This is a genomic window from Xanthomarina sp. (assembly GCF_035306705.1).
Lineage (GTDB): Bacteria > Bacteroidota > Bacteroidia > Flavobacteriales > Flavobacteriaceae > Xanthomarina.
Map to the genome: position 1 here is coordinate 1 of NZ_DATGNO010000096.1, position 20,887 is coordinate 20,887.

General features: G+C 35.5%; 26 protein-coding genes. 10 read left to right on the forward strand and 16 right to left on the reverse strand.

The window, feature by feature from the left end; all coding sequences use genetic code 11:
- The 10 genes from VKY47_RS08340 to trmB all read right to left on the reverse strand — a co-directional run.
- Positions 1 to 637 (reverse strand): universal stress protein (locus VKY47_RS08340; RefSeq protein ID WP_324311961.1); only part of this gene is annotated, 637 nt, incomplete at its 3' end.
- Between the two features lie 4 nt (positions 638 to 641).
- Positions 642 to 2,123: a potassium/proton antiporter gene (locus VKY47_RS08345; RefSeq protein WP_324311962.1), complete on the reverse strand. Its 1,482-nt coding sequence runs from the start codon at positions 2,121 to 2,123 to the stop codon at positions 642 to 644.
- A gap of 233 nt (positions 2,124 to 2,356) precedes the next feature.
- The gene (locus tag VKY47_RS08350) at positions 2,357 to 2,479 is read right to left on the reverse strand and encodes a hypothetical protein (RefSeq protein ID WP_324311963.1); all 123 of its coding nucleotides are present in this window, start codon (positions 2,477 to 2,479) and stop codon (positions 2,357 to 2,359) included.
- 215 nt (positions 2,480 to 2,694) lie between these two features.
- Positions 2,695 to 3,027, reverse strand: a complete 333-nt coding sequence (locus VKY47_RS08355) for a 2Fe-2S iron-sulfur cluster-binding protein (protein ID WP_324311964.1) — start codon at positions 3,025 to 3,027, stop codon at positions 2,695 to 2,697.
- A 64-nt stretch (positions 3,028 to 3,091) separates the two neighbouring features.
- Entirely contained in the window at positions 3,092 to 4,153 is a 1,062-nt protein-coding gene (locus tag VKY47_RS08360) for an NAD(P)/FAD-dependent oxidoreductase (RefSeq protein ID WP_324311965.1), read from the reverse strand.
- 81 nt (positions 4,154 to 4,234) lie between these two features.
- Complete coding sequence (locus VKY47_RS08365; protein WP_324311966.1) at positions 4,235 to 4,477, reverse strand: NifU family protein; 243 nt, start codon at positions 4,475 to 4,477, stop codon at positions 4,235 to 4,237.
- An 81-nt stretch (positions 4,478 to 4,558) separates the two neighbouring features.
- Positions 4,559 to 5,692 (reverse strand): Mrp/NBP35 family ATP-binding protein, encoded by a 1,134-nt coding sequence (locus VKY47_RS08370; RefSeq protein WP_324311967.1) that lies wholly within the window; start codon positions 5,690 to 5,692, stop codon positions 4,559 to 4,561.
- Between the two features lie 241 nt (positions 5,693 to 5,933).
- Positions 5,934 to 6,263, reverse strand: a complete 330-nt coding sequence (locus tag VKY47_RS08375) for an MGMT family protein (RefSeq protein WP_324311968.1) — start codon at positions 6,261 to 6,263, stop codon at positions 5,934 to 5,936.
- Positions 6,264 to 6,268: 5 nt separating this feature from the next.
- Entirely contained in the window at positions 6,269 to 6,901 is a 633-nt protein-coding gene (locus VKY47_RS08380; RefSeq protein WP_324311969.1) for a LysE family transporter, read from the reverse strand.
- Positions 6,902 to 6,904: 3 nt separating this feature from the next.
- Positions 6,905 to 7,579 (reverse strand): tRNA (guanosine(46)-N7)-methyltransferase TrmB, encoded by a 675-nt coding sequence (gene trmB / locus VKY47_RS08385; RefSeq protein WP_324311970.1) that lies wholly within the window; start codon positions 7,577 to 7,579, stop codon positions 6,905 to 6,907.
- A gap of 159 nt (positions 7,580 to 7,738) precedes the next feature.
- Here trmB and VKY47_RS08390 point away from each other — a divergent pair, with 159 nt between their 5' ends.
- Complete coding sequence (locus VKY47_RS08390; RefSeq protein WP_324311971.1) at positions 7,739 to 8,815, forward strand: glycosyltransferase; 1,077 nt, start codon at positions 7,739 to 7,741, stop codon at positions 8,813 to 8,815.
- Here VKY47_RS08390 and VKY47_RS08395 read toward each other — a convergent pair.
- Positions 8,789 to 9,826: a sensor histidine kinase gene (locus tag VKY47_RS08395; RefSeq protein WP_324311973.1), complete on the reverse strand. Its 1,038-nt coding sequence runs from the start codon at positions 9,824 to 9,826 to the stop codon at positions 8,789 to 8,791. The genes VKY47_RS08390 and VKY47_RS08395 overlap by 27 nt on opposite strands.
- Positions 9,826 to 10,509, reverse strand: coding sequence for a response regulator transcription factor (locus VKY47_RS08400; RefSeq protein WP_324311974.1), 684 nt, complete (start codon positions 10,507 to 10,509; stop codon positions 9,826 to 9,828). Before VKY47_RS08400 ends, VKY47_RS08395 begins: the two co-directional genes overlap by 1 nt.
- A gap of 185 nt (positions 10,510 to 10,694) precedes the next feature.
- Here VKY47_RS08400 and VKY47_RS08405 point away from each other — a divergent pair, with 185 nt between their 5' ends.
- The 4 genes from VKY47_RS08405 to VKY47_RS08420 all read left to right on the forward strand — a co-directional run bounded on the left by VKY47_RS08405 (position 10,695) and on the right by VKY47_RS08420 (position 14,790).
- Positions 10,695 to 11,030, forward strand: a complete 336-nt coding sequence (locus VKY47_RS08405; protein WP_324311975.1) for a T9SS type A sorting domain-containing protein — start codon at positions 10,695 to 10,697, stop codon at positions 11,028 to 11,030.
- A 116-nt stretch (positions 11,031 to 11,146) separates the two neighbouring features.
- Positions 11,147 to 12,862: a T9SS type A sorting domain-containing protein gene (locus VKY47_RS08410; RefSeq protein WP_324311976.1), complete on the forward strand. Its 1,716-nt coding sequence runs from the start codon at positions 11,147 to 11,149 to the stop codon at positions 12,860 to 12,862.
- A gap of 104 nt (positions 12,863 to 12,966) precedes the next feature.
- Positions 12,967 to 13,722 carry a T9SS type A sorting domain-containing protein gene (locus VKY47_RS08415; RefSeq protein ID WP_324311978.1) on the forward strand — a complete coding sequence of 252 codons (756 nt, stop codon included), beginning with the start codon at positions 12,967 to 12,969 and terminating at the stop codon, positions 13,720 to 13,722.
- Between the two features lie 87 nt (positions 13,723 to 13,809).
- Entirely contained in the window at positions 13,810 to 14,790 is a 981-nt protein-coding gene (locus VKY47_RS08420; RefSeq protein ID WP_324311979.1) for a LuxE/PaaK family acyltransferase, read from the forward strand.
- A 56-nt stretch (positions 14,791 to 14,846) separates the two neighbouring features.
- Here the strand turns inward: VKY47_RS08420 and VKY47_RS08425 are convergent, their stop codons facing one another.
- Positions 14,847 to 15,293 (reverse strand): hypothetical protein, encoded by a 447-nt coding sequence (locus tag VKY47_RS08425; protein ID WP_324311980.1) that lies wholly within the window; start codon positions 15,291 to 15,293, stop codon positions 14,847 to 14,849.
- A gap of 174 nt (positions 15,294 to 15,467) precedes the next feature.
- Between VKY47_RS08425 and greA the strand changes: the two genes are divergently transcribed.
- The gene (gene greA / locus VKY47_RS08430; protein ID WP_324311982.1) at positions 15,468 to 15,941 is read left to right on the forward strand and encodes a transcription elongation factor GreA; all 474 of its coding nucleotides are present in this window, start codon (positions 15,468 to 15,470) and stop codon (positions 15,939 to 15,941) included.
- Positions 15,942 to 16,041: 100 nt separating this feature from the next.
- Positions 16,042 to 16,431 (forward strand): HIT family protein, encoded by a 390-nt coding sequence (locus VKY47_RS08435; RefSeq protein WP_324311983.1) that lies wholly within the window; start codon positions 16,042 to 16,044, stop codon positions 16,429 to 16,431.
- Here the strand turns inward: VKY47_RS08435 and VKY47_RS08440 are convergent.
- Positions 16,426 to 16,779 (reverse strand): hypothetical protein, encoded by a 354-nt coding sequence (locus VKY47_RS08440; protein ID WP_324311984.1) that lies wholly within the window; start codon positions 16,777 to 16,779, stop codon positions 16,426 to 16,428. The genes VKY47_RS08435 and VKY47_RS08440 overlap by 6 nt on opposite strands.
- Before the next feature lie 3 nt (positions 16,780 to 16,782).
- Positions 16,783 to 17,949: a sensor histidine kinase gene (locus VKY47_RS08445; RefSeq protein ID WP_324311985.1), complete on the reverse strand. Its 1,167-nt coding sequence runs from the start codon at positions 17,947 to 17,949 to the stop codon at positions 16,783 to 16,785.
- Between the two features lie 195 nt (positions 17,950 to 18,144).
- Between VKY47_RS08445 and VKY47_RS08450 the strand changes: the two genes are divergently transcribed.
- The 3 genes from VKY47_RS08450 to aat all read left to right on the forward strand — a co-directional run bounded on the left by VKY47_RS08450 (position 18,145) and on the right by aat (position 20,166).
- Positions 18,145 to 19,014, forward strand: coding sequence for a flavin reductase family protein (locus VKY47_RS08450; RefSeq protein ID WP_324311987.1), 870 nt, complete (start codon positions 18,145 to 18,147; stop codon positions 19,012 to 19,014).
- Between the two features lie 55 nt (positions 19,015 to 19,069).
- On the forward strand, positions 19,070 to 19,447 hold the full coding sequence (locus VKY47_RS08455) for a DUF3127 domain-containing protein (protein WP_324311989.1): 378 nt from the start codon (positions 19,070 to 19,072) through the stop codon (positions 19,445 to 19,447).
- 86 nt (positions 19,448 to 19,533) lie between these two features.
- Positions 19,534 to 20,166, forward strand: coding sequence for a leucyl/phenylalanyl-tRNA--protein transferase (aat, locus tag VKY47_RS08460; RefSeq protein ID WP_324311991.1), 633 nt, complete (start codon positions 19,534 to 19,536; stop codon positions 20,164 to 20,166).
- A gap of 36 nt (positions 20,167 to 20,202) precedes the next feature.
- On the opposite strand, the gene VKY47_RS08465 is transcribed toward aat, so the two are convergent.
- On the reverse strand, positions 20,203 to 20,778 hold the full coding sequence (locus VKY47_RS08465) for a DNA-3-methyladenine glycosylase I (RefSeq protein ID WP_324311993.1): 576 nt from the start codon (positions 20,776 to 20,778) through the stop codon (positions 20,203 to 20,205).
- Positions 20,779 to 20,887: the final 109 nt, after the last annotated feature.

The following is a 20,887-nucleotide window of genomic DNA, read 5'->3' on the forward strand; positions in this document are numbered from 1 at the left end:
CTGTTTGAAACCTATCGGCATAAGTTTCTGCCAATTCCCGAAGTTGCTTTTCTACATCGTTTGTTTTTTCATTGGGTTTGGCTAAATAGAAAAATGTGATGTGGGTATTTTTGTCTTCAACAAATTGCAAAAAGTTATTAAGTTCTACCGTATTCAAAGGTTTTTTCTCGTTGATGGCGACGAATATTTTTTCGTGCGAATACCTATCAATTTCTTTGGGCATGGCAACCACAATATTCTTGGTGTTTCTAATAACTTGAAGTGCCACGCTTCCAAGAAATATTTTTTTAAGCATGCCGGTGCCCTTCACCCCAACAAAAATCAAGTTTTCAAAGGGCTCTGCCAAGAGTTCGGATAAAGTAGATTGCAAAGGAGCTTCAGAAACAGAATAAGACACATCCATCATTGTTGGTAAACTTGTTTTTGCAAAGTCTTGTAATTTATGAAGGGCTTCGTCGTTGGTCTGTTGTGCAATTTGCTGTTTGGTTTCGCTATTTGCCAGCGCAGGAGCTAAAACCATGGTTTGATGATGCAAATGAATTCTGGCGTTGGCCTCTTTAGCCCACTCGCCGGCATAGGTTATCAGATTGCTTGAATATTCCGAAAAGTCAATTAGTAGTATGAATCGTTTTCTCATGTCTCTATGATGTTATTGTATGAATAGGATTGGATAAACAATCCGCTACTTTTACAAAATCTTCTTGGTTATCGGCCAGCACCATTAAAACATCTTCAGCTTCAATTTCTGTTGACCCACCTGGTCGGATAAATTCTCCATTGCGCTTTATCATAGCAATAAAAGCAGAACTCGGAAAATCCAAATCCACAATCCGTTTATTAACTGCAAAATAACCTGGCAATACAGCAAACTCCTGCAGCAATGATTTAGGGAGATTTAAATTGAGTTTATCAATTTCTGTTATTCTCTTTTTCTCCTCTGGCATGGCCACACGCAACCATTTTGCTACTATGGACAAGGTTGTTCCTTGAATGAGTACAGAAGTAACAGATATGAAAAACACGATATTGAAAATCATATTTGCTTTGTCAATTCCTGCTAAAAGCGGATAGGTTGCGAATACAATTGGAACGGCACCACGCAGGCCTACCCAAGAAATATAAAACCTTCGTCTGAGTTTCATTTTAAAAAACATTAGACTTAGAAACACGGCCACAGGTCTTGCAATTAAAATCAAAAATAAGGAGATGAGCAGCCCGATGCCCATGTATGGAATGATTTGGGAAGGAAACACCAGCAATCCCAAAGTTAGGAACAACACAATTTGCATGAGCCAAGCCAGACCATCGAACATCTTTAAAATGGTTTTTTTATGGATTAGATCTTGATTTCCTAAATAAACCGCACAAATATAAATAGCAAGAAACCCGTTTCCACCCATAAAATCTGTAGCGGAAAAGGTTATAAACATCAAGGAAATGACCAATACAGGATAGAGCCCTTCAAAATTAAGTTGGATTCGGTTGATGATTAATTTACTTAACTTTCCAAAACCTAGGCCTGCAATAGTTCCCACGATCATCTGTTGAAAAAACATAGGGATGATAGATATAAAGCTTTTGTCTTGGTTGACCACCAAGGTTAAAAACGCAATGGTTAGCACATAGGCCATGGGATCGTTACTCCCACTTTCCAACTCTAAGGTAGGTCTGATATTTTTTTTAAGGGCCAAACTCTTGGATCGCAAAATTGAAAATACGGCTGCAGCATCTGTGGACGACACAATGGAGCCCAGAAGCATGCTTTCATAAATGGTAAAGTCGGTAAGAAACCAAACAAAGGTTCCCAGCGTTACGGCCGTGAGCAAAACTCCTAAAGTGGATAAAACCAAACCCTCTTTAACAATGGGTTTTACGGTATCCCAATTGGTGTCAAGACCACCTGAAAATAGGATAAAGTTAAGCGAAACTATCCCGATGAATTGAGCGATTTGCGGATTGTCGAAATAAATACCACCAATACCGTCTGCACCTGCCAACATGCCTATTCCTAAAAAGAGCAGTAAGGTAGGAACACCAAATTTATAAGAAGACTTCCCAGCAATGACGCTTAAAAAAAGTAAAAGAGATCCAATTAATAATATATTTTCAATGGTTATACTCATATTTTTGGCTCTCTTAATTCAAATAAATGCTTTCGGGTATAAATCTAGTGATTTCCATTTAATCCTCATGTATTTTTATGCAGAAAACAACCTATCTACGCGCTATCCGTCTGATGAATTTTTGGTGAATTTAATGATTATTGATTCCAAATATACCTAAAAATAGTCATATATCTGGCTATCAGAAGGCCTAAAGATACAGATTTTCCCTGTTGGAAACCGCTATGAAAGCCTCAGGAAATGGCTGCAATTTCTAGAAATCTTTTCAGTTCTGAAGTTTCAGGATTAAAATCTTTAAAAACGGAGCTATTCCCTAATTGCGTTTCAGTTTCACCCGTACGTCTTTCGCCTTGCAACCTTAAAATTTTCGTTGATTAGATTTATAAGAAGTCATCCAAAATAGCATATTCTATGTCATTCAGGGTTAGAAATAAAAAAGACCTGAAAGGTTTTGAAAAGCTTTTAATTGCGTGATTAAGAAGAGACTTCTGCTATCGAAGGAATGTTGTTGACTTCGTGAAATGGAGAGGCTGTAAGTGATGATGAGATTCCTGCTTTCGCAGGAATGGAGTTAGCTTTCTGGAGCCAGTTCCACTTCCAAGCCTTCCATTTGTGGAGTCATTTGAATTTGGCAACCCAAACGAGAATTTTCTTTTACATAAAACGCTTCGCTTAACATGGCTTCTTCCTCGTCTTGCTTTTCAGGTAAAACGGTATTGCTTATTACATAGCATTGACAAGACGCACACATGGCCATCCCTCCACAGGTACCAAAAGTGCCTTCTGGAGCCAACTCGAAGCTTCTTACCACTTCCATTAAGTTCATGGCCATATCGGTAGGAGCTACAATGTTGTGGGCAACCCCATCGCGATCAATTATTTTTATGTTTACGTCTTGTTCCATGATTGAATGTTATATGAACCTTTTCGTTCCGAAGTTTCGGAATTAAAACCTAAGGTCTAAAAATTTAATTTATAGCTTTTACAACAGCTTTTGGCGCTTCTTTTCTTGAACCATCAAAACCATCTATACCACTTACCGTTGTATATTTTAAAACATACTTTTTACCCGGATTTAAAATTTGATAAGCTGCTTGGCACATCAAGGTCGCTTCATGAAAACCACACAAAATAAGTTTTAATTTTCCAGGATAGGTATTGATATCTCCAATAGCAAAAATACCTGGAATGTTGGTTTGATAATCCAGAGCATTATTCACCTTAATGGCATTCTTTTCAATTTCCAGTCCCCAATTGGCAATAGGCCCCAGTTTTGGAGAAAGTCCGAATAAGGGAATAAAATGATCGCATTCCACTTCAAACTCTCTTTCTATATGTTCCGCTTGACTTACAACCACAGCCTTAACATGACGGTCGCCTACAATTCCAGTAACTTCGGCTGGAGTAATTAAATTAATTTTTCCTAAATCTTTTAGTTCCTGAACTTTATCTACAGAATCCAAAGCGCCTCTAAATTCATTTCTTCTATGGATTAAGGTCACTTCTGAAGCAATATCTGCTAAAAAGATGCTCCAATCCAGAGCAGAGTCTCCACCTCCAGAAATTACAACCCGTTTGTTTCGATATTTTTCTGGGTTTTTAATAAAGTACTCGACGCCTTTGCCTTCAAAAGAATCAATGTTGTGAATTAAAGGTTTTCTAGGCTCAAAACTCCCTAAACCTCCCGCGATGGCAACAATTGGCGCGTGGTGTTTGGTGCCTTTATTTGTAGTTACAATAAAACTGCCATCTTCTTGTTTATCAATGGTTTCAGCACGTTCGCCAAGCGTAAATCCAGGCTCAAACTGCTTGCATTGCTCCAAGAGGTTTTGAGTTAAATCGTCCGCAAGAATTTCTGGAAAACCAGGAATATCGTAGATCGGTTTTTTTGGGTATATTTCCGAGCATTGCCCTCCGGGTTGTGGCAAGGCATCTATTAAATGACATTTTAATTTTAGGAGTCCGGCTTCAAAAACGGTAAATAAGCCAGTTGGGCCAGCTCCAATAATAAGGATATCTGTTTTAATCATGAATTTTAATTTTCAAAAGACAAAGTTATTATTTCCTTTATTAATTAAATGTGACAAAAGTCACATTTAAGCTTTTAATCTTTAAGCTTCCACATTAATAACTTGTTCAATTTGAGGAGCGAATTTTTTTATGGTCATTTCCACACCAGACTTCAGGGTCATTTGATTGACACTACAACTCACGCAAGCTCCTTCTAGCTGAACTCTCACGAGCTTATCATCTTCAATGGACAACAAGGAAATATCTCCACCATCGGCTTGTAAAAACGGACGGATTTCGTCTAGCGCCTTTTCAATATTAATTCTTAATTCTTCTGTAGTCATCTTCTAATAGTTTTCTCCCTAAGGATTTCTTGCTTCAACTTCCATTAGCTTGAGCTGAAAGAAAGTCTGGAAAGTGTTGTGTTATTTTTTAACTGCTGAACATCCAGCCATCGTTGTAATTTTAATGGCTTCGGTTGGTGGTAAATCGGTGTTTCTTCTCACGACTTCCTGCACCACATTTTGAGTTATTTTTTCAAAAGCTGCTTCTAAGGAAGTGGCTGTTTGTAAAGCTGCTGGACGACCAAAATCTCCTGCTTCGCGAATGCTTTGTATTAAAGGGATTTCACCTAAAAAAGGCACTTTTAAATCTTCAGATAAATGTTTAGCTCCTTCTTTACCAAAGATATAATATTTATTTTCCGGTAATTCTTCTGGAGTAAAATATGCCATATTTTCAATAATACCTAAAACCGGCACATTAATACTTTCCTGTTGGAACATGGCAACTCCTTTTATGGCATCTGCCAAAGCAACGTTTTGAGGCGTACTAACCACAACAGCACCAGTAATTGGTAATGCTTGCATGATACTTAAATGGATGTCTCCGGTTCCAGGAGGTAAATCGATTAGCATAAAGTCCAATTCTCCCCAATGCGCATCGAAAATCATTTGATTTAATGCTTTTGAAGCCATCGGCCCTCTCCAAACTACCGCTTGCCCTGGTTGGGTAAAGAAGCCAATAGACAAAATCTTAACGCCATAGTTTTCTACAGGTTTCATTTTAGATTTTCCGTCAATATTTACGGCTAGAGGTTTTTCGTTTTCAACTTGAAACATCATTGGAATTGAAGGCCCATAAATATCGGCATCAAGGATTCCCACTTTAAAACCCATTTTAGCTAAAGTTACCGCTAGATTAGAGGTTACTGTAGATTTCCCTACACCACCTTTTCCAGAGGCTACAGCTATAATGTTTTGAATTCCAGGAATTTGTTTCCCTTTAATTTCATTTTTGGGCTGTGTGCTAGCTTCTACTTTAACATTGACTGTAATTTTAGCTTTTTCATGCACCAAATTATGAATGGCTTTCATGATTTCCACTTCGGTTTTCTTTTTGGCCTGTAAAGCTGGGTTGTTTATAGTAATGTCTACAACGACCTCATCGGCAAAAGTAACTATGTTTGTTACAGCACCACTTTCTACCATATTTTTCCCTTCTCCAGGAGCAGAAATTGTTTCCAGTGCTTTTAATATGTCTTGTTTATTGAGTTTCATATTATTTTAAATATAAGAAGAAGACTAAAAAAAAAAATCAAATAGTTTTATATTAGACGTTTTTGTCCCATTTCATTTTAGTTTTCTCTCGGTTATTAAGAATCATTCTAAAATGCAAATATACAGCGAATTGTTTAGAATTTAAAAAAGATTAATTGAAATGATTTATGTGAAGATTTTGTTTTGGTATGGAAGGAGTCATTTATAAGTATTCGCTGATTTTCGAGAAATCAACCTCTAGCTACAAGTCCTTGGCTGGGTCCCAAAACAGCTTTTCAAAATTCTGAATTTGATTGTCCTTTACTTGAATGCCTTCGTTTTCCAGCAGTTGCTGCATCAAATTTGTCCCTTCAAAATGATGTTTGCCCGTTAGCAACCCTTTTCTATTTACCACCCGATGTGCTGGCACGTCTTTATTGTGAGATCCGTTCATGGCATAACCTACCATTCTGGCGCTTTTTGCTGCACCAAGATATTTGGCGATGGCTCCAAAACTGGTTACACGACCATAAGGAATTTGTCTAGCCACTTGATATACTCTTTCAAAAAAACTAGGGGTTTCTGGCTCCATGGCGGTTAATAATATTTTCTAAGAATACTAATCAAAGTAATAATGGATATCACTCCGGTAATCATACCAATAAGGAGGTTCATGTTTTTTTGGGAGGTATCTTTTTTCTTCTTTATTTTATCGAAAAAGAAAATATACACATACAAATTTACAAACGAGCCCATGGCTGCTCCAACCACATAGGTGGAAATTCCAGGCTTATCGAAGGTTAACCATCCAAACGAAGCAAAAGTAATGGTGACATAAGCATGAAAAGGAATGGGAAACATATTGATGCTAGACAAAAACATGCCATGGAAAAAACGGCTGCGTTTACTTTTTGTTTCTAGTTCGGCTTCTGGTTTGTTTTGTTTTTTGGCAATGACCAAAAAGTAAACGGTTATAAGTACAAAAATAACAAAAGCCACCCTTTGAAGGATATCTATAACATCTGGATGCTCACTTAAAAACCTAGCAAACACAGCTGCAATAAGTGTTTGAAACATAAACACTAACGCCGCTCCAATAGAGAACACGATGCCTCTGGCGTAGCCTTCCTTTAAACTGATTTTAGCAGCCGTCATATTCAATAAGCCAGGAGGAATTGCTGTTAAAAAAGCAACCAACATGGCAATAAAAAAGAGAGCTGTTAAGTTCAAGGTTTATTTTATTTTAAATCGAATATACGTAATTGGTTTGTTTTGTTCTAAATATTGACTTTCATAAAAGGTTTGAATGCTAGTCACCTCCTCCGGACTCCCTTCCTGTTTATACACGTTGTGGTTGGCATAAAGTACTTCATGCCCTGCACCATGCAATAAGCCAAGGGTGTAACCATGCATGAATTCGCTATCGGTTTTCAGGTTGACAACTCCTTCTGGTTTTAAAATGGTTTTGTAGCGTTCTAAAAACTCCGAATTGGTCATTCTGTGTTTGGTACGCTTATATTTAATTTGCGGATCTGGAAAGGTTATCCAAATTTCGTCTACTTCCTTATTGGCAAAAGCATGGTCTATTAATTCAATTTGTGTTCGTAAAAACCCCACGTTGGGCAAGTTTTCTTCGAGTGCCGTTTTTGCGCCTCTCCAAAATCTGGCTCCTTTTATATCGACTCCAATAAAATTCCTGTTGGGATATTTTTTTGCAAGAGCTACAGAATATTCACCCTTGCCACAACCCAATTCCAAAACCAACGGGTTCTCATTTTTGAAAAAAATCTTGTTCCACTGTCCCTTTAAATGGAATTGATTGGTTACCAGCTCATCTCTTGATGGTTGAAACACATTAGCAAAGGTTTCGTTTTCGTTAAAACGTTTTAATTTATTTTTACTTCCCACTGAATTTTTTATTATTAAAATATCATTCGGTAAAACTAAGAAAATATATGCAAGCAACATTATGCTTATCTTTGATAATCGAAAAAAATGCTTGAGACTTTCTCATGGCTACTTATTTTATTAATTTGGCCATCGTGCGTGCTAAACACTTAGGGCTTTATGGTCACGCCCAACGAACTGATGAACAAACGAATTTTAATTGCACCTTTAAATTGGGGATTGGGTCATGCCACGAGGTGTATTCCTATTATAAATGCATTGATTGAAAACCATTTCACTCCAGTGATTGCTAGCGATGGCATGGCACTTGACTTGTTAAAAAAAGAATTTCCAGAGTTAGAACATTTTGAACTTCCTGCATACCATATAAGCTATCCAAAAAACAAACAACTCTTTAAGCTAAAACTCTTACAGCAAGCCCCTAAACTGCTGCATGCCATTCAAACTGAAAAAAAACACCTGGCAGAACTGGTCGAGTCGCAACACATACAGGGTATTATTTCCGACAACAGATGGGGCGCCTATAACAAGCAAGTGCCCTCTGTTTTTATCACCCATCAATTACAGGTGTTAAGTGGAAGCACCACCTGGATGAGCAGCAAAATACATGAGACATTTATTGAAAATTTCGATGAATGTTGGGTACCCGATTTTGAGAAATCTCCTAATTTAAGTGGAAAACTAGGTCACACGACATTAAAAAACATACCCATTACATATATGGGACCTATAAGCCGGTTTTCAAGAAAAGAAACTCCCAAAAAAAACGATATTTTAGTTGTGCTTTCTGGTCCAGAACCTCAGCGAAGCTTACTTGAAAAAAAATTGTTGGAGGAATTAGAACCCTTTTCGGGACGTGTTTTATTTGTTAGAGGCGTTGTTGAAGCACATCAGACCGTTGAAAAAATAGGTTGTTTCACGATTTACAATTTCATGACTAGCCCCTTATTGGAAGCCGCTTTAAATGAAAGCAACCTCGTTATTTCCAGATCTGGCTATACCACGATTATGGATTTGGCGCAATTAGGAAAAAATGCGTTTTTTATTCCAACTCCAGGGCAATTTGAACAGGAATATCTGGCTGAAAGATTAGATAGATTGGGGCTAGTTCCTTACTGCCTTCAAGATGAATTTAGCTTAGACAAGCTAGAACACACATCGAAATATAAAGGACTGAGTGATTTTGATGGAGCAACGGACTACCAAAAGCTATTCGGCCTTTTCCAGGCTAAATGAAAACTCACTTCCTACCCCAAGTTCGCTTTCTATATATATTTTTTCGTCGTGGGCTTCGATAATATGTTTCACAATGGACAAACCCAATCCGGAACCTCCTTCTTTTCTGGAGCCACTTTTATCTATTCTATAAAAACGCTCAAAAACGCGAGGCAAATTCCCTTCTAAAATTCCTTCGCCATTATCTGTTACACGAACAATCACCTTGTTTTTAATTAGATTTTCTATGCTAATTTCTGTGGTGCCTTTTTCCCTTCCGTATTTAATGGAGTTGACTACTAAATTGGTTAACACTTGTTGAATGCGCTCCATATCTGCATTTACCAAGATGGGTTCTTTATAATCCACATCGAAGGTTAAGGTTATCTTTTTCTTGGCTGCCTTCATCTCCAACAAATCGAACACATTTTTAATGACTTCCACAATGTCGAAGGTGGATATGGTCAGTCTTAATTCGCCCACTTCCAATCTGGTAATCATGTCCAAATCCTTAACGATATAAATAAGCCGTTCCACCCCTTTATTGGCTCTTTCCAAATATTTTTCACGGATATTTTCGTCGTTTATGGCGCCATCGGTCAAGGTGAGCAAATACCCTTGAACTGTAAATAAAGGTGTTTTTAGTTCGTGGGAGACATTTCCAATAAATTCTTTTCTGTATTCTTCTATAATTTTAAGACTTTCAATTTCCAACTTCTTATCTCTGGCATACTTATCTATTTCTTTGGTAAGAGCAGCCATATCCGTCATAATAGGTCGTTTTGTTAAAGAAGTTGCTTCCAGTAAAGTTAAATCGTCGTAGATTTTTTTAACTCGGTTATAAATAAACCGTTCGGCACGATATTGAATAATAAAGAAGCTTATGGCGTAACAACCTAGAGCATATAAAATAACGTAAACGGATAAATTCCCTTTAAAAAACAAAAACACACTTAAGAGAATTGTTGTTGAAAACGTAATATACCACGCCGTTTTAACAGCGAATTTATATGTTTTTTTAATGTTTGGCATTATTCTGAAAACTTATATCCTACTCCTTTTACGGTTTTAAAAGAATGATCTCCAATTTTCTCTCGCAATTTTCTAATGTGCACATCTATGGTTCTGTCTCCAACTACAACTTCATTTCCCCAAACTTTATCTAGAATCTCTTCCCGTTTAAAGACTTTTCCGGGTTTCGACGTTAATAAAGACAACAATTCAAACTCCTTTCTAGGCAAGGTAATGTCTTGGTTATTGAAGGTTACCTTATAGGCTTCTCTATCAATAATTAAGTGTCCTATTTTTAAAATAGGCTCTTCTATTTCCTCTTCTTTTAAGCGTCTTAGCAAGGCTTTAACTTTGCTAATTAATAATTTTGGCTTAATGGGTTTGGTTATATAATCGTCTGCACCCGCATCAAATCCGGCCACTTGCGAATAATCTTCGCCTCTAGCGGTTAAAAAAGTAATGATGGTATTGTTTAGTTCTGGGATTTTCCGGATGTTCTCGCAGGCTTCAATACCATCCATTTCGGGCATCATCACATCCAAAATAATTAATTGGGGTTTTTCCTTTTTAGCTTTTTTAACAGCTTTCACACCATTGCTGGCCGTAATTATTTGGTAACCTTCCTTTGATAAATTATAAGAAACTATTTCTAAAATATCAGGCTCATCGTCTACTAAAAGAATTTTAATATTCTTTTCGTTCATAGTATGTATTTTTCCTTATTAAAGGTAAAGATAATACTATTAGCAATTATTTGGCTTCATAATAAAACTAATAACAATTAGCTAACATCGGGTTTACATTGTTTTAACATCCCAAATAGCATGTTTAACGATTTGTGGTACGTTTTTTGAATTAAATTTAGTAACTTTATTTAAATCATAAATTTATGAAAAAGCAATACTTATTTATTCTCGCCGTAGCTGTAGGTTTGTTTTTCACCTTAAATGGTTTTAGTCAAACAAACGACTTGGTGTTGAAAAGCACCTTGGAGATAGAAGAGCTTGCTATATTCCCAAATCCTGTAAGTCAGGGCAAGGTTTATATCTCGTCTAAAAACAATGCTACCAAACAAATTGAAATCTACAATGTATTAGGTAAGAATATTCTGAACGCTACTCTTTTAGAGGAAGAACTGAATGTTTCTAAACTTAAAGCAGGTGTTTATATTATAAAAATTACCGAAAACAATGTTTCTTCAACTAGAAAGCTAATTGTTAGGTAATTGTTTATAATATGTTATCATATTGTAAAATAGCTAATTAATTAGCTATTCTAATTTTTTTTAGTCAATAAATTCTTATCTTTGTTATCCTATTAATTTTATACAAACAATCAATTATGAAAAAAATTTACTTTTTATTATTTACATTTATTGGGCTTGTCTCTTATGGACAATCGCCAATTATCACCGCAATTGTTGATGGTGATTGCTCTGGAGGAAATCCAAAATTATTAGAAATTTACGCAAACGGCACTGTTGACTTTTCTTTATATAGTTTAGAAAATCAAACGAATGCTAATACCACATGGGGTAACTCGCAAGATTTATCTACTTTAGGAACTGTTACAAATGGTTTTGTTTACGTAACTACTTCTGGTAGTGCAGATGCCTTAGCTACTGAATTTCCTTCTATAGACCCAACAAACACAGTAGCTTCAAACACTATGAATTTAAATGGTGATGATAGAGTTAGAATTGTTCTAACTGCTGATGGAACAGTTATTGATCAATATGGTGTCGATTCAGTTGATGGTACTGGAGAGGCTTGGGAATACATGGATTCTTATGCAACTAGAGTTAATGGAACTGGACCTGATGCTGGTTTTGTAGCTTCTAATTGGAGCTTTGCTGGCGCAGGCGCTTTAGATGGATTAGGAACATGCCAAGGTGGTGCTGATACTTTTGAAACACTAATAGGTGGTGTTGGTGTATACTCAACAACAGGAAGTACAAATCCCTCTGTTACAATTACAAGTCCTAGTAATGGTGCAACATTAGCACCTGGAACGACAACAATAAACATTGAGTTTTCTACAGCCAACCTTTCAGGTGGTGAAAGTGTAACGCTAACTGTAAACGGAACTCCTACTACTAATGCTACAAGCCCATTTGCCGTTTCTACAGCAGATGGTCAAACTTATACAGTTACGGCCGACTTAGTAAACGGTACAGGAACGTTAGCTACAGATACTATTACATTTAGTGTAGCATCTATAACTCAAGTAGCTGACTTAACAGCTTTAAGAGCGGGTACTACTGGCGAATTATATGAATTAACTGGTGAAGTTATCATCTCCTATATGGTTACAGAAAACAATAGAAATCAGAAATATATTCAAGATAATGGAGCTGGAATTTTAATTGATGACGTTGCTGGTACATTGACCACAACTTTCAATATTGGGGACGGTTTAACTGGATTAAAAGGTCAACTTACTGAATACAATGGAATATTTCAATTTCTTCCATCTGAAAACTTAGCAACTGCTTCTTCAACAGGCAACACATTAAATCCAATTGTTATTAGTGTTTCTGAATTTTTAACAAACGGAGAAAACTACGAAAGTAGATTAATTGCTTTAAATAATGTAACTTTTCAAGACACAGGAGTGTTTGTTGATAACACAGATTATAACGTAGCAGATGGATCAGATGTTACTGTATGTAGAGCTACATTTGGAGATGAAGATTTAATTGGATCTACAATTCCTACAGTTGTTTCAAGCATTACTGGTTTAGGTGGTGAATTTAATTCAACATATCAAATTCTCCCAAGATACGCTAGTGATATTGCTGGACCATTAAGTGTGAATAGCTATAACTCTAATTCTTTTAACTTATATCCAAACCCAACATCTAATGGCTTTGTAAACATTACAAGCAAAACAAACGAGGTGATTCAAGTAGCTGTTTACGACATTCTTGGAAAACAAGTTTTAAATAATACTGTAAACAATAACAGACTTAATGTTTCTACATTAACTTCTGGAGTTTACATCATGAAAATTTCTCAAAACGGACAAACCATCTCTAAGAAATTAGTGGTTAAATAAGTTTAGAATTTTTCTAAAAATTAAAAAGACTAACATATTTGTTAGTCTTTTTTTTATGATACATTTGCTGATTATTTTAAAAAAACAACCTCAAACAATTACTTATGAAAAAACTTTACTTTTTATTATTTACTTTTTGCCTTCTCTCAAGTGGAGCATTTGCTCAAGGCACAGAAACTTTTACTAATCACAATTTGACATCTAGTTATTCTACCGGGAGTTTTGTTGGAGATAATAATGTGACTTGGAATTATACTGCGTGTAGAGATGAAAACGGTGATGCTAACGGATCTGGAATAGATGGGAAAGCCATTCTACTAAGAAGAGTAGCTGACGCTAGTGCAATATCTGCTCAATCAGGAGCAAATGGTGTTGGAGCAGTTACTATGAAATTATATAAAGGCTTTACTGGAAATGGTGACAGACAAGTTGAATTATTTGTAAATGGCACTTCTTATGGAGTATCGGAAGTTTTTAATGATTATGACGAACATATTTTTACTGTATCTGGAATTAATGTTTCAGGTGATGTTTTAATTGAAATTACAAATACTACATCGAGACAAGTTATTGTTGACACTGTTGTTTGGTCAGAATTCGGTGAAACAATTTCAGTGAACAAAAATAAAACTTTAGATTTTTCTGTATTCCCAAACCCAGTAACTAACGGTTATGTAAATATTACTAGCAAATCTAACGAAGCTATTAATGTTACTGTTTTTGATATTCTTGGAAAACAAGTATTATCTAATTCTGTAAACAACAACAGACTTAATGTTTCTAAGTTAACAGCTGGTGTTTATATTATGAACATGTCTCAAAACGGTAAAATAACAACCAAAAAGTTGGTTATTAAATAAGCCTTTTTAATAAGAAAATTTAAAAGCGTTATCAAAATTGGTAACGCTTTTTTATTTTACATACTTTTGCAAGTAGATTGAGTTTTTATGATAAATACAGCAGACATATTCAGTATAAACAGCGAAATGGAATTTGAGAAAATTGCTTTTCAAGTCTTTAAATTTCAATTTGAAAACAATACTGTGTATCGTTCTTTTTGCGATTTGCTCTATAAAAACCCAAGTGATATTACATCTTTGGAAGATATCCCTTTTCTTCCCATTGAGTTTTTTAAAAGCCATGATATTCTAAGCTCAAAAAAAAGTATTGAAAAAAAATTTTCTAGCTCCGGAACAACGGGAAGTATAACTAGTAAACACTTGATAACCGATTTAAGGGTTTACGAAGAGAGTTTTAATGAAGGATTTAAGCAGTTCTATGGCAGAGTGGAAGATTATACCATTCTAGCTTTATTACCTAGTTATTTAGAGCGTGATGGCTCTTCTTTAATTTATATGGTAGATGCTTTAATAAAGCAAACTAACAAACCGAAAAGTGGGTTTTATTTAGACAATCTTTCAGAATTAAAAGACACCTTAATCGAATTAGAAAATAAGGGTGAGAAAGTGTTATTAATTGGGGTAAGTTTTGCGCTTTTAGATTTAGTAGAGTCTCATAAATTTCAATTAAAGAACACAATTGTTATGGAAACTGGAGGCATGAAAGGAAGACGAAAAGAGCTTGTAAGAGAAGAACTTCACGCCATATTAAAAGAAGGGTTTGGTATAGAAGAAATCCATAGCGAATATGGTATGACAGAATTACTAAGTCAGGCTTATTCCAAAGGTCATGGTATTTTTGAATGCGCAAAAAGCATGAAGATTTTTACAAGAGACACCGAAGATGCTCTTAGCATATTGGAAAATAACAAAACTGGTGGGATTAATATTATTGATTTAGCCAATGTAAATTCCTGCTCGTTTATAGCTACACAAGATTTAGGTCGCGTGCATAACGATGGTTCGTTTGAAATAATTGGACGGTTTGACAACTCGGATATAAGAGGTTGTAATTTAATGGCCTTGTAATACTATAAAATCAATCACTATTATTACACAGCTCTAGGGCAAGAAAATACTTCTTTTTAATTGTTGTAAACCCGAATAATATTGCCCGCAACTTCAACATAATAACGTTTTAGGGCATAATGTCCCGTGGTTCCCGTTTGTCCAATGCCATTTAAAATTTCATAACTATTGCCATCGTCGCAGTTACAGGTAGCAACAACACCTTCCACTGTTAAGGTAGAGCACGCACTTAAAGGGTGGTTTGGATCACTTCGTTCAAAAGCACTATAATTAGAACCTCCGGCATAAAATAAAATCACCCCATTAATACCATAATTATTGTTTAAAACAACCCAGTTGTTGGCATATTTTAAATTGCTGTATTGCGGTAAATTAGTGTTTACTAGATTTCCAGTATTAAAGCCAATGTTTGGAATGTTTGGATTGTCTCTATCCCCATCATCACTCTTACTACAAGAGAAAACTATAAAAGCTACTAAGATGCTATGTAAAATGCGATTCATTTATTCGTTAAATTTTCGTTTACAATTTACAACAAAAAGTAAACACAGTTAAATATTTTGTATATTTGTATTTCAATCTCGTGAGAACGGGATTTTTTGCGTTATTCCCGAACGGTTTCTTCTAGGATGTAGGAGTGTGCTTCGGGATATTTATAATATATAAACGATGAAGTTATGAGTAAAGTATCTTATTACACCGTAGAAGGTTTAAAAAAGCTAAGAGAAGAATTAAGAATATTAAAAGATATAGAGCGTCCAAAAGCCTCTCGTGCTATTGGAGAAGCGAGGGATAAAGGCGACTTAAGTGAAAATGCCGAATACGATGCTGCCAAAGAAGCGCAAGGCATGCTTGAAATGAAAATTTCGAAACTTGAAGGAACACTTGCTGGAGCACGCTTGATAGACGAGTCGCAATTAGATCAATCTAAAATTCTAGTGCTTTCTATAGTAAAGATCAAAAACCAAACCAACGGAATGGAAATGACTTATACTTTGGTGGCAGACGGAGAAGCCGATTTGGCCTCAGGAAAAATTTCTGTAAACTCCCCTATTGGAAAAGGTTTGCTGGGAAAATCTGTTGGTGATGTAGCCGAAATACAAGTACCAAATGGGGTGTTGAAATTCGATATTTTGGAAATTTCCAGATAACCCATACTCATTTGGTCACAAAACAACTTATAAATTATTACTAAAAAGATTCCCGTAAAACAGGAATCTTTTTATATTTACCTAAACACCTTATTATATTATGGCATCTATATTTTCAAAAATTATCTCTGGAGAATTACCTGCGTATAAAATTGCTGAAACCGATGAGTTTTTAGCTTTTTTAGATATCCATCCGAATGCTAACGGACATACGCTTTGTATACCAAAAAAGGAAGTCGATAAAATTTTCGATTTAGATGAAGAGACCTATATCAGATTGATGTCCTTTTCTAGAAAAGTAGCCGTGGCCATAGGAAAAGCCATTCCATGCAAACGCGTTGGATTAACCGTTGTTGGCTTGGAAGTACCACATGTGCATGTGCACCTCATTCCGTTAAACTCTATGGAAGATATTAGATTTCTTACGAAGGCGTCTCTTACTGCAAAGGATTTTGAAGACACTGTAAAAGCTATTAAAGCCTATTTATAAAATATTAGGCACAACGGCAATTCCAATAACAAGCAGGATAAAAATTAAAACGCCGAATATGACCAACCAAGCGGCCCTTTTCAATTTAAATGAGGGCGTTTTTGGAGTAAATGCTTTTTGGTGATAATTAAAAACGCGCTCTATATCGTCCGTCCATCTTACTGGATAAATACTGGTATGACAGGTATTGCACTCCAATTGATGTGTGGTTTCTTTAGTAATGGATCTATAAAATTTAGTTTCAACAAACTTTTGTTTAAATGTTAATTGCAAGCCAGTCGTATTGTAGCACTCTGGACAATTGTTGATTAATGCCACCTCCTTAATAGTAATAAACCTCTCTTCCATAATTTAAACCGTTTTCATTGAAATTTGCATGGTTGTCCCTTTGCCAATTTCAGAATGTAATACTTTAATTTTACCATCGTGAAATTCTTCAATAATACGTTTAGCCAGCGAAAGCCCTAAACCCCAACCTCTCTTTTTGGTCGTGTAACCGGGTTCAAAGATAACATTAAATTGCTTTTTTGAAAGTCCTTTTCCAGTATCGCTCACATTTATTTTTACGTTGTTTTCCAACTGTAATATTTCAACCGTTAGCTTGCCCTTCCCTCTCATGGCATCGATAGAATTTTTCACTAAATTTTCGATGGTCCAACTAAAAAGCTGTTTGTTTAAATTTACATAAATTTCTTCAGAAACCGCAATAAGCTCAAAGTCAATCAACTTAGAACTTCTTGCTTTTAAATAATCATAAGAATCGATGGTTTCTTTTACAATATCCACTTTTTCCAAAGTAGGAAGCGAACCTATTTTACTAAAACGTTCTGTGATGGTTTGTAATCTACTAATGTCTTTTTCGATCTCTACAATATATTCCGGATTTGTGTTTTCAGATTTCAATATTTCCGCCCACCCAATAAGCGAAGATAATGGCGTTCCAATTTGATGTGCTGTTTCTTTAGCCATACCAGACCACAATTTATTTTGTGCAGCAATCTTGGAACTTCTATAAAAGAAATACGCCACAGCCCCAAATAAAAATATAATCAGCAACAAAGCCAAAGGGTAGTACTTTAGCTTATTCAAAACCACAGAGTTTCCATAATACAAGGTTCCATAAACTACCGTTTCTTTGGTTTCGCTATCTTCGTACGAAATAACAATAGGTTTGTTTTCTTGGGAAAACTGATTGATGAGCCTCTCAATGGCCCTATTGTTTTTTAGCTTGACTTCATCTATATTATTTGAAAGCAAAACACTTCCGTTATTATATACAAACATGGGGTTTGTAATTTCAGAAGTAAACACTTTATCCACTAAAGGATTGACATTTTCATCTAAAGGATTGGAATTTATTTCTTGATGAGCAGCTGCCCAAATATCCATTTTGGATTGCTCCTCGACTTTAAATTTCTGAAAAAACACATAGGTGTTCCATAAAATAAGGGAAATAATACCAAACGAAGCCACAACAATAATCCATCTGCTAAGATTTCTGTGTTTATTAAAAAGCATAAAATGTATTTTATTTTGAAATATAATCTAAAATCTATAAATATTATTGTGTAAGTAAAAACAAATAAATTTAGTATTATCCGTAAATGACCCTAAAAAATGATAAATGGGTATTAAAATGTTAGAAACTAAGCATGGTTTTTTAGGAAAATTAACTAAAAAAATGGTTAGTTTTGTGCAAACAAAAAATGATAAATGACATCTTTCGAGCCTAAAGAATTATCGGTTGCAAAATTACATGGATATTTGTTAAGTGCTGTGTCACCCAGACCAATAGCCTTTGCCAGCACTCTAGATAAGGATGGAAACCCGAACCTATCGCCATTTAGTTTTTTTAATGTATTTAGTGCAAATCCGCCAATTTTAATATTTTCGCCTGCCCGTAGGGTTAGAAATAATACTACAAAACATACCTTAGAAAATGTAAAAGCAACTATGGAGGTTGTTATTAATGTGGTGAACTACGATATGGTACATCAAGCCTCATTAAGTAGCACGGAATATCCAGAGAGTGTTAACGAATTCGATAAGGCTGGATTGACCATGTTAAAATCGGATTTGGTAAAACCATTTAGAGTGGCCGAATCTCCTGTTCAATTTGAGTGTATTGTCAAGGAAATTATAACTCTAGGTACTGAAGGAGGTGCAGGAAATTTAATAATTTGCGAAGTTGTTAAATTACATATTGATCCTGAAATTTTGGATGATGAAGGAATTATCGATCAAGAAAAAATAGATTTGGTTGCTCGTGCTGGCGGAAATTATTACAGCCGTGCCAGAAATGGTTTTTTTGAATTACCTAAACCGCTAACAAGTTTAGGGATTGGGGTGGATAACTTTCCAGAAGACATAAGAAACAGCATGATTTTAACTGGAAATGATCTAGGCATGTTGGGCAATGTAAATGCTTTACCTACAAACGAAGAGATTGAGAAGTTTTTAGAAACCGTAAGTCAGCGTTATCCAAATATTAAAACGGCCTCACATCGAGAAAAACATAAATTAGCACATAACTATCTCAGCTTTGGCGACATACAAAGTGCTTGGAAAATATTATTATCATAAAATAAAGTAGTAAATTCCTGTTTTGGGAATATTAAATGTTAAATTAAATTAAGTCATGGAAGTACAAGGAAAAATTAAATTAGTAGGAGACACACAAACCTTTGGAACTAATGGGTTTAGAAAACGTGAAGTGGTTGTAACTACAGAAGAACAATACCCACAACATATTATGATCGAGTTTGTTCAAGATAAATGCGATTTATTAAATAATTTTCAAGTGGGGCAACAAGTGAAAATTAGCATCAATTTACGTGGAAGAGAGTGGGCAAACCCTCAAGGAGAAATAAAGTATTTTAATTCCATCCAAGGTTGGAGAATTGAAGCAGCACAAGAAGGAGCTTCAGGTCAAGGAATGCCTCCAATGCCACCAGCTGATGCTTTTGAGCCAGCTAACGATTTAAATGAAGAAGATCACGACGATTTACCATTTTAGGTAATAGTTGACATTCTTAAGAATGTGAAAACTTATATATTTAGCCTCAATGTGAAAACGTTGGGGTTTTTTTATCGCACGAACATATGATATCCTACTTAACATCAAAATTGAGCTTCCCAGAAGTCCATGAAGCAGATCCTGACGGCTTGCTGGCTGTTGGTGGCGACCTTTCTGTAGAACGATTGGTTCTGGCATACAAAAGTGGTGTTTTTCCTTGGTTTGAAACTGGGCAACCCATTTTATGGTGGTCTCCAGATCCTAGATTTGTACTTTTTCCAGAGAAATTAAAAGTGTCTAAAAGCATGAAACAAGTTTTAAGGAATTGCGATTTTACAGTAACCATAAACCAAGATTTTAAAACGGTCATTACCGAATGCTCAAAAGCAAAAAGAGAAGGTCAACCAGGCACTTGGATTACCACTAGCATGATTGATGGTTATATTAAATTACATGAGCAAGGCTTGGCAAAATCTATAGAGGTTTGGCAAGACGATAATTTAGTTGCAGGTTTTTATGGGGTCGATCTAGACAATGGGGTGTTTTGTGGAGAAAGCATGTTTACAAAAGTCAGTAATGCCAGCAAAGCTGGATTTATCAGCTTCATTCAAAACACAAATTATAAATTAATAGACTGTCAGGTTTATACAAACCATTTGGCAAGTTTGGGAGCAGAGAACATGTCTAGAGCCACTTTTTTAAAACACATCAATCCTTAATTTGTCAATCAACAATCGTCAATAGTTAATAGTCAATCAATAATTATTACCAACTTCCCCATATCTAAAACATCCAACTTCATGGTCGTTTACCATGCCTGTAGCCTGCATGTGTGCATACATAACCGTGGAGCCAACAAACTTAAACCCTCGTTTTTTTAAATCCTTGCTCAACGCATCCGATTCCTTGGTGGTTGCTGGAACTTCTTTATAATTTACTACTTCATTTTTTATAGGTTTTCCATCCACAAACCTCCATACGTAATTACTAAAACTACCAAACTCTTCCTGGATTTCCATAAATAATTTGGCATTTGTAACCGCTGAGTTCACCTTCAACTTGTTTCTAATAATGCCGGCATCTTGCAAAAGGCTATCAATCTTGTCCTGCTTGTAATTAGCTATTTTCCTATAATCAAAATTATCAAAAGCCTTCTTGAAATTTTCACGTTTACGCAAAATGGTAATCCAGCTTAAACCTGCTTGAAACGTCTCAAGGATTAAAAATTCAAACAAAATGGCATCATCTTTAACTGGAACACCCCATTCTAGGTCGTGATAGGCTTCATATAAATCGTCTCCAACACACCAACCACATCTATGTTTTTCCATAAGTTTTAATAATTGTAAGTTTCTACCATAAAGATAGACATAGATATGACATAAATCATAACTCAAATAAGAGGAACCTCTTATTTTTGCAAGTATATATTTAAAAACT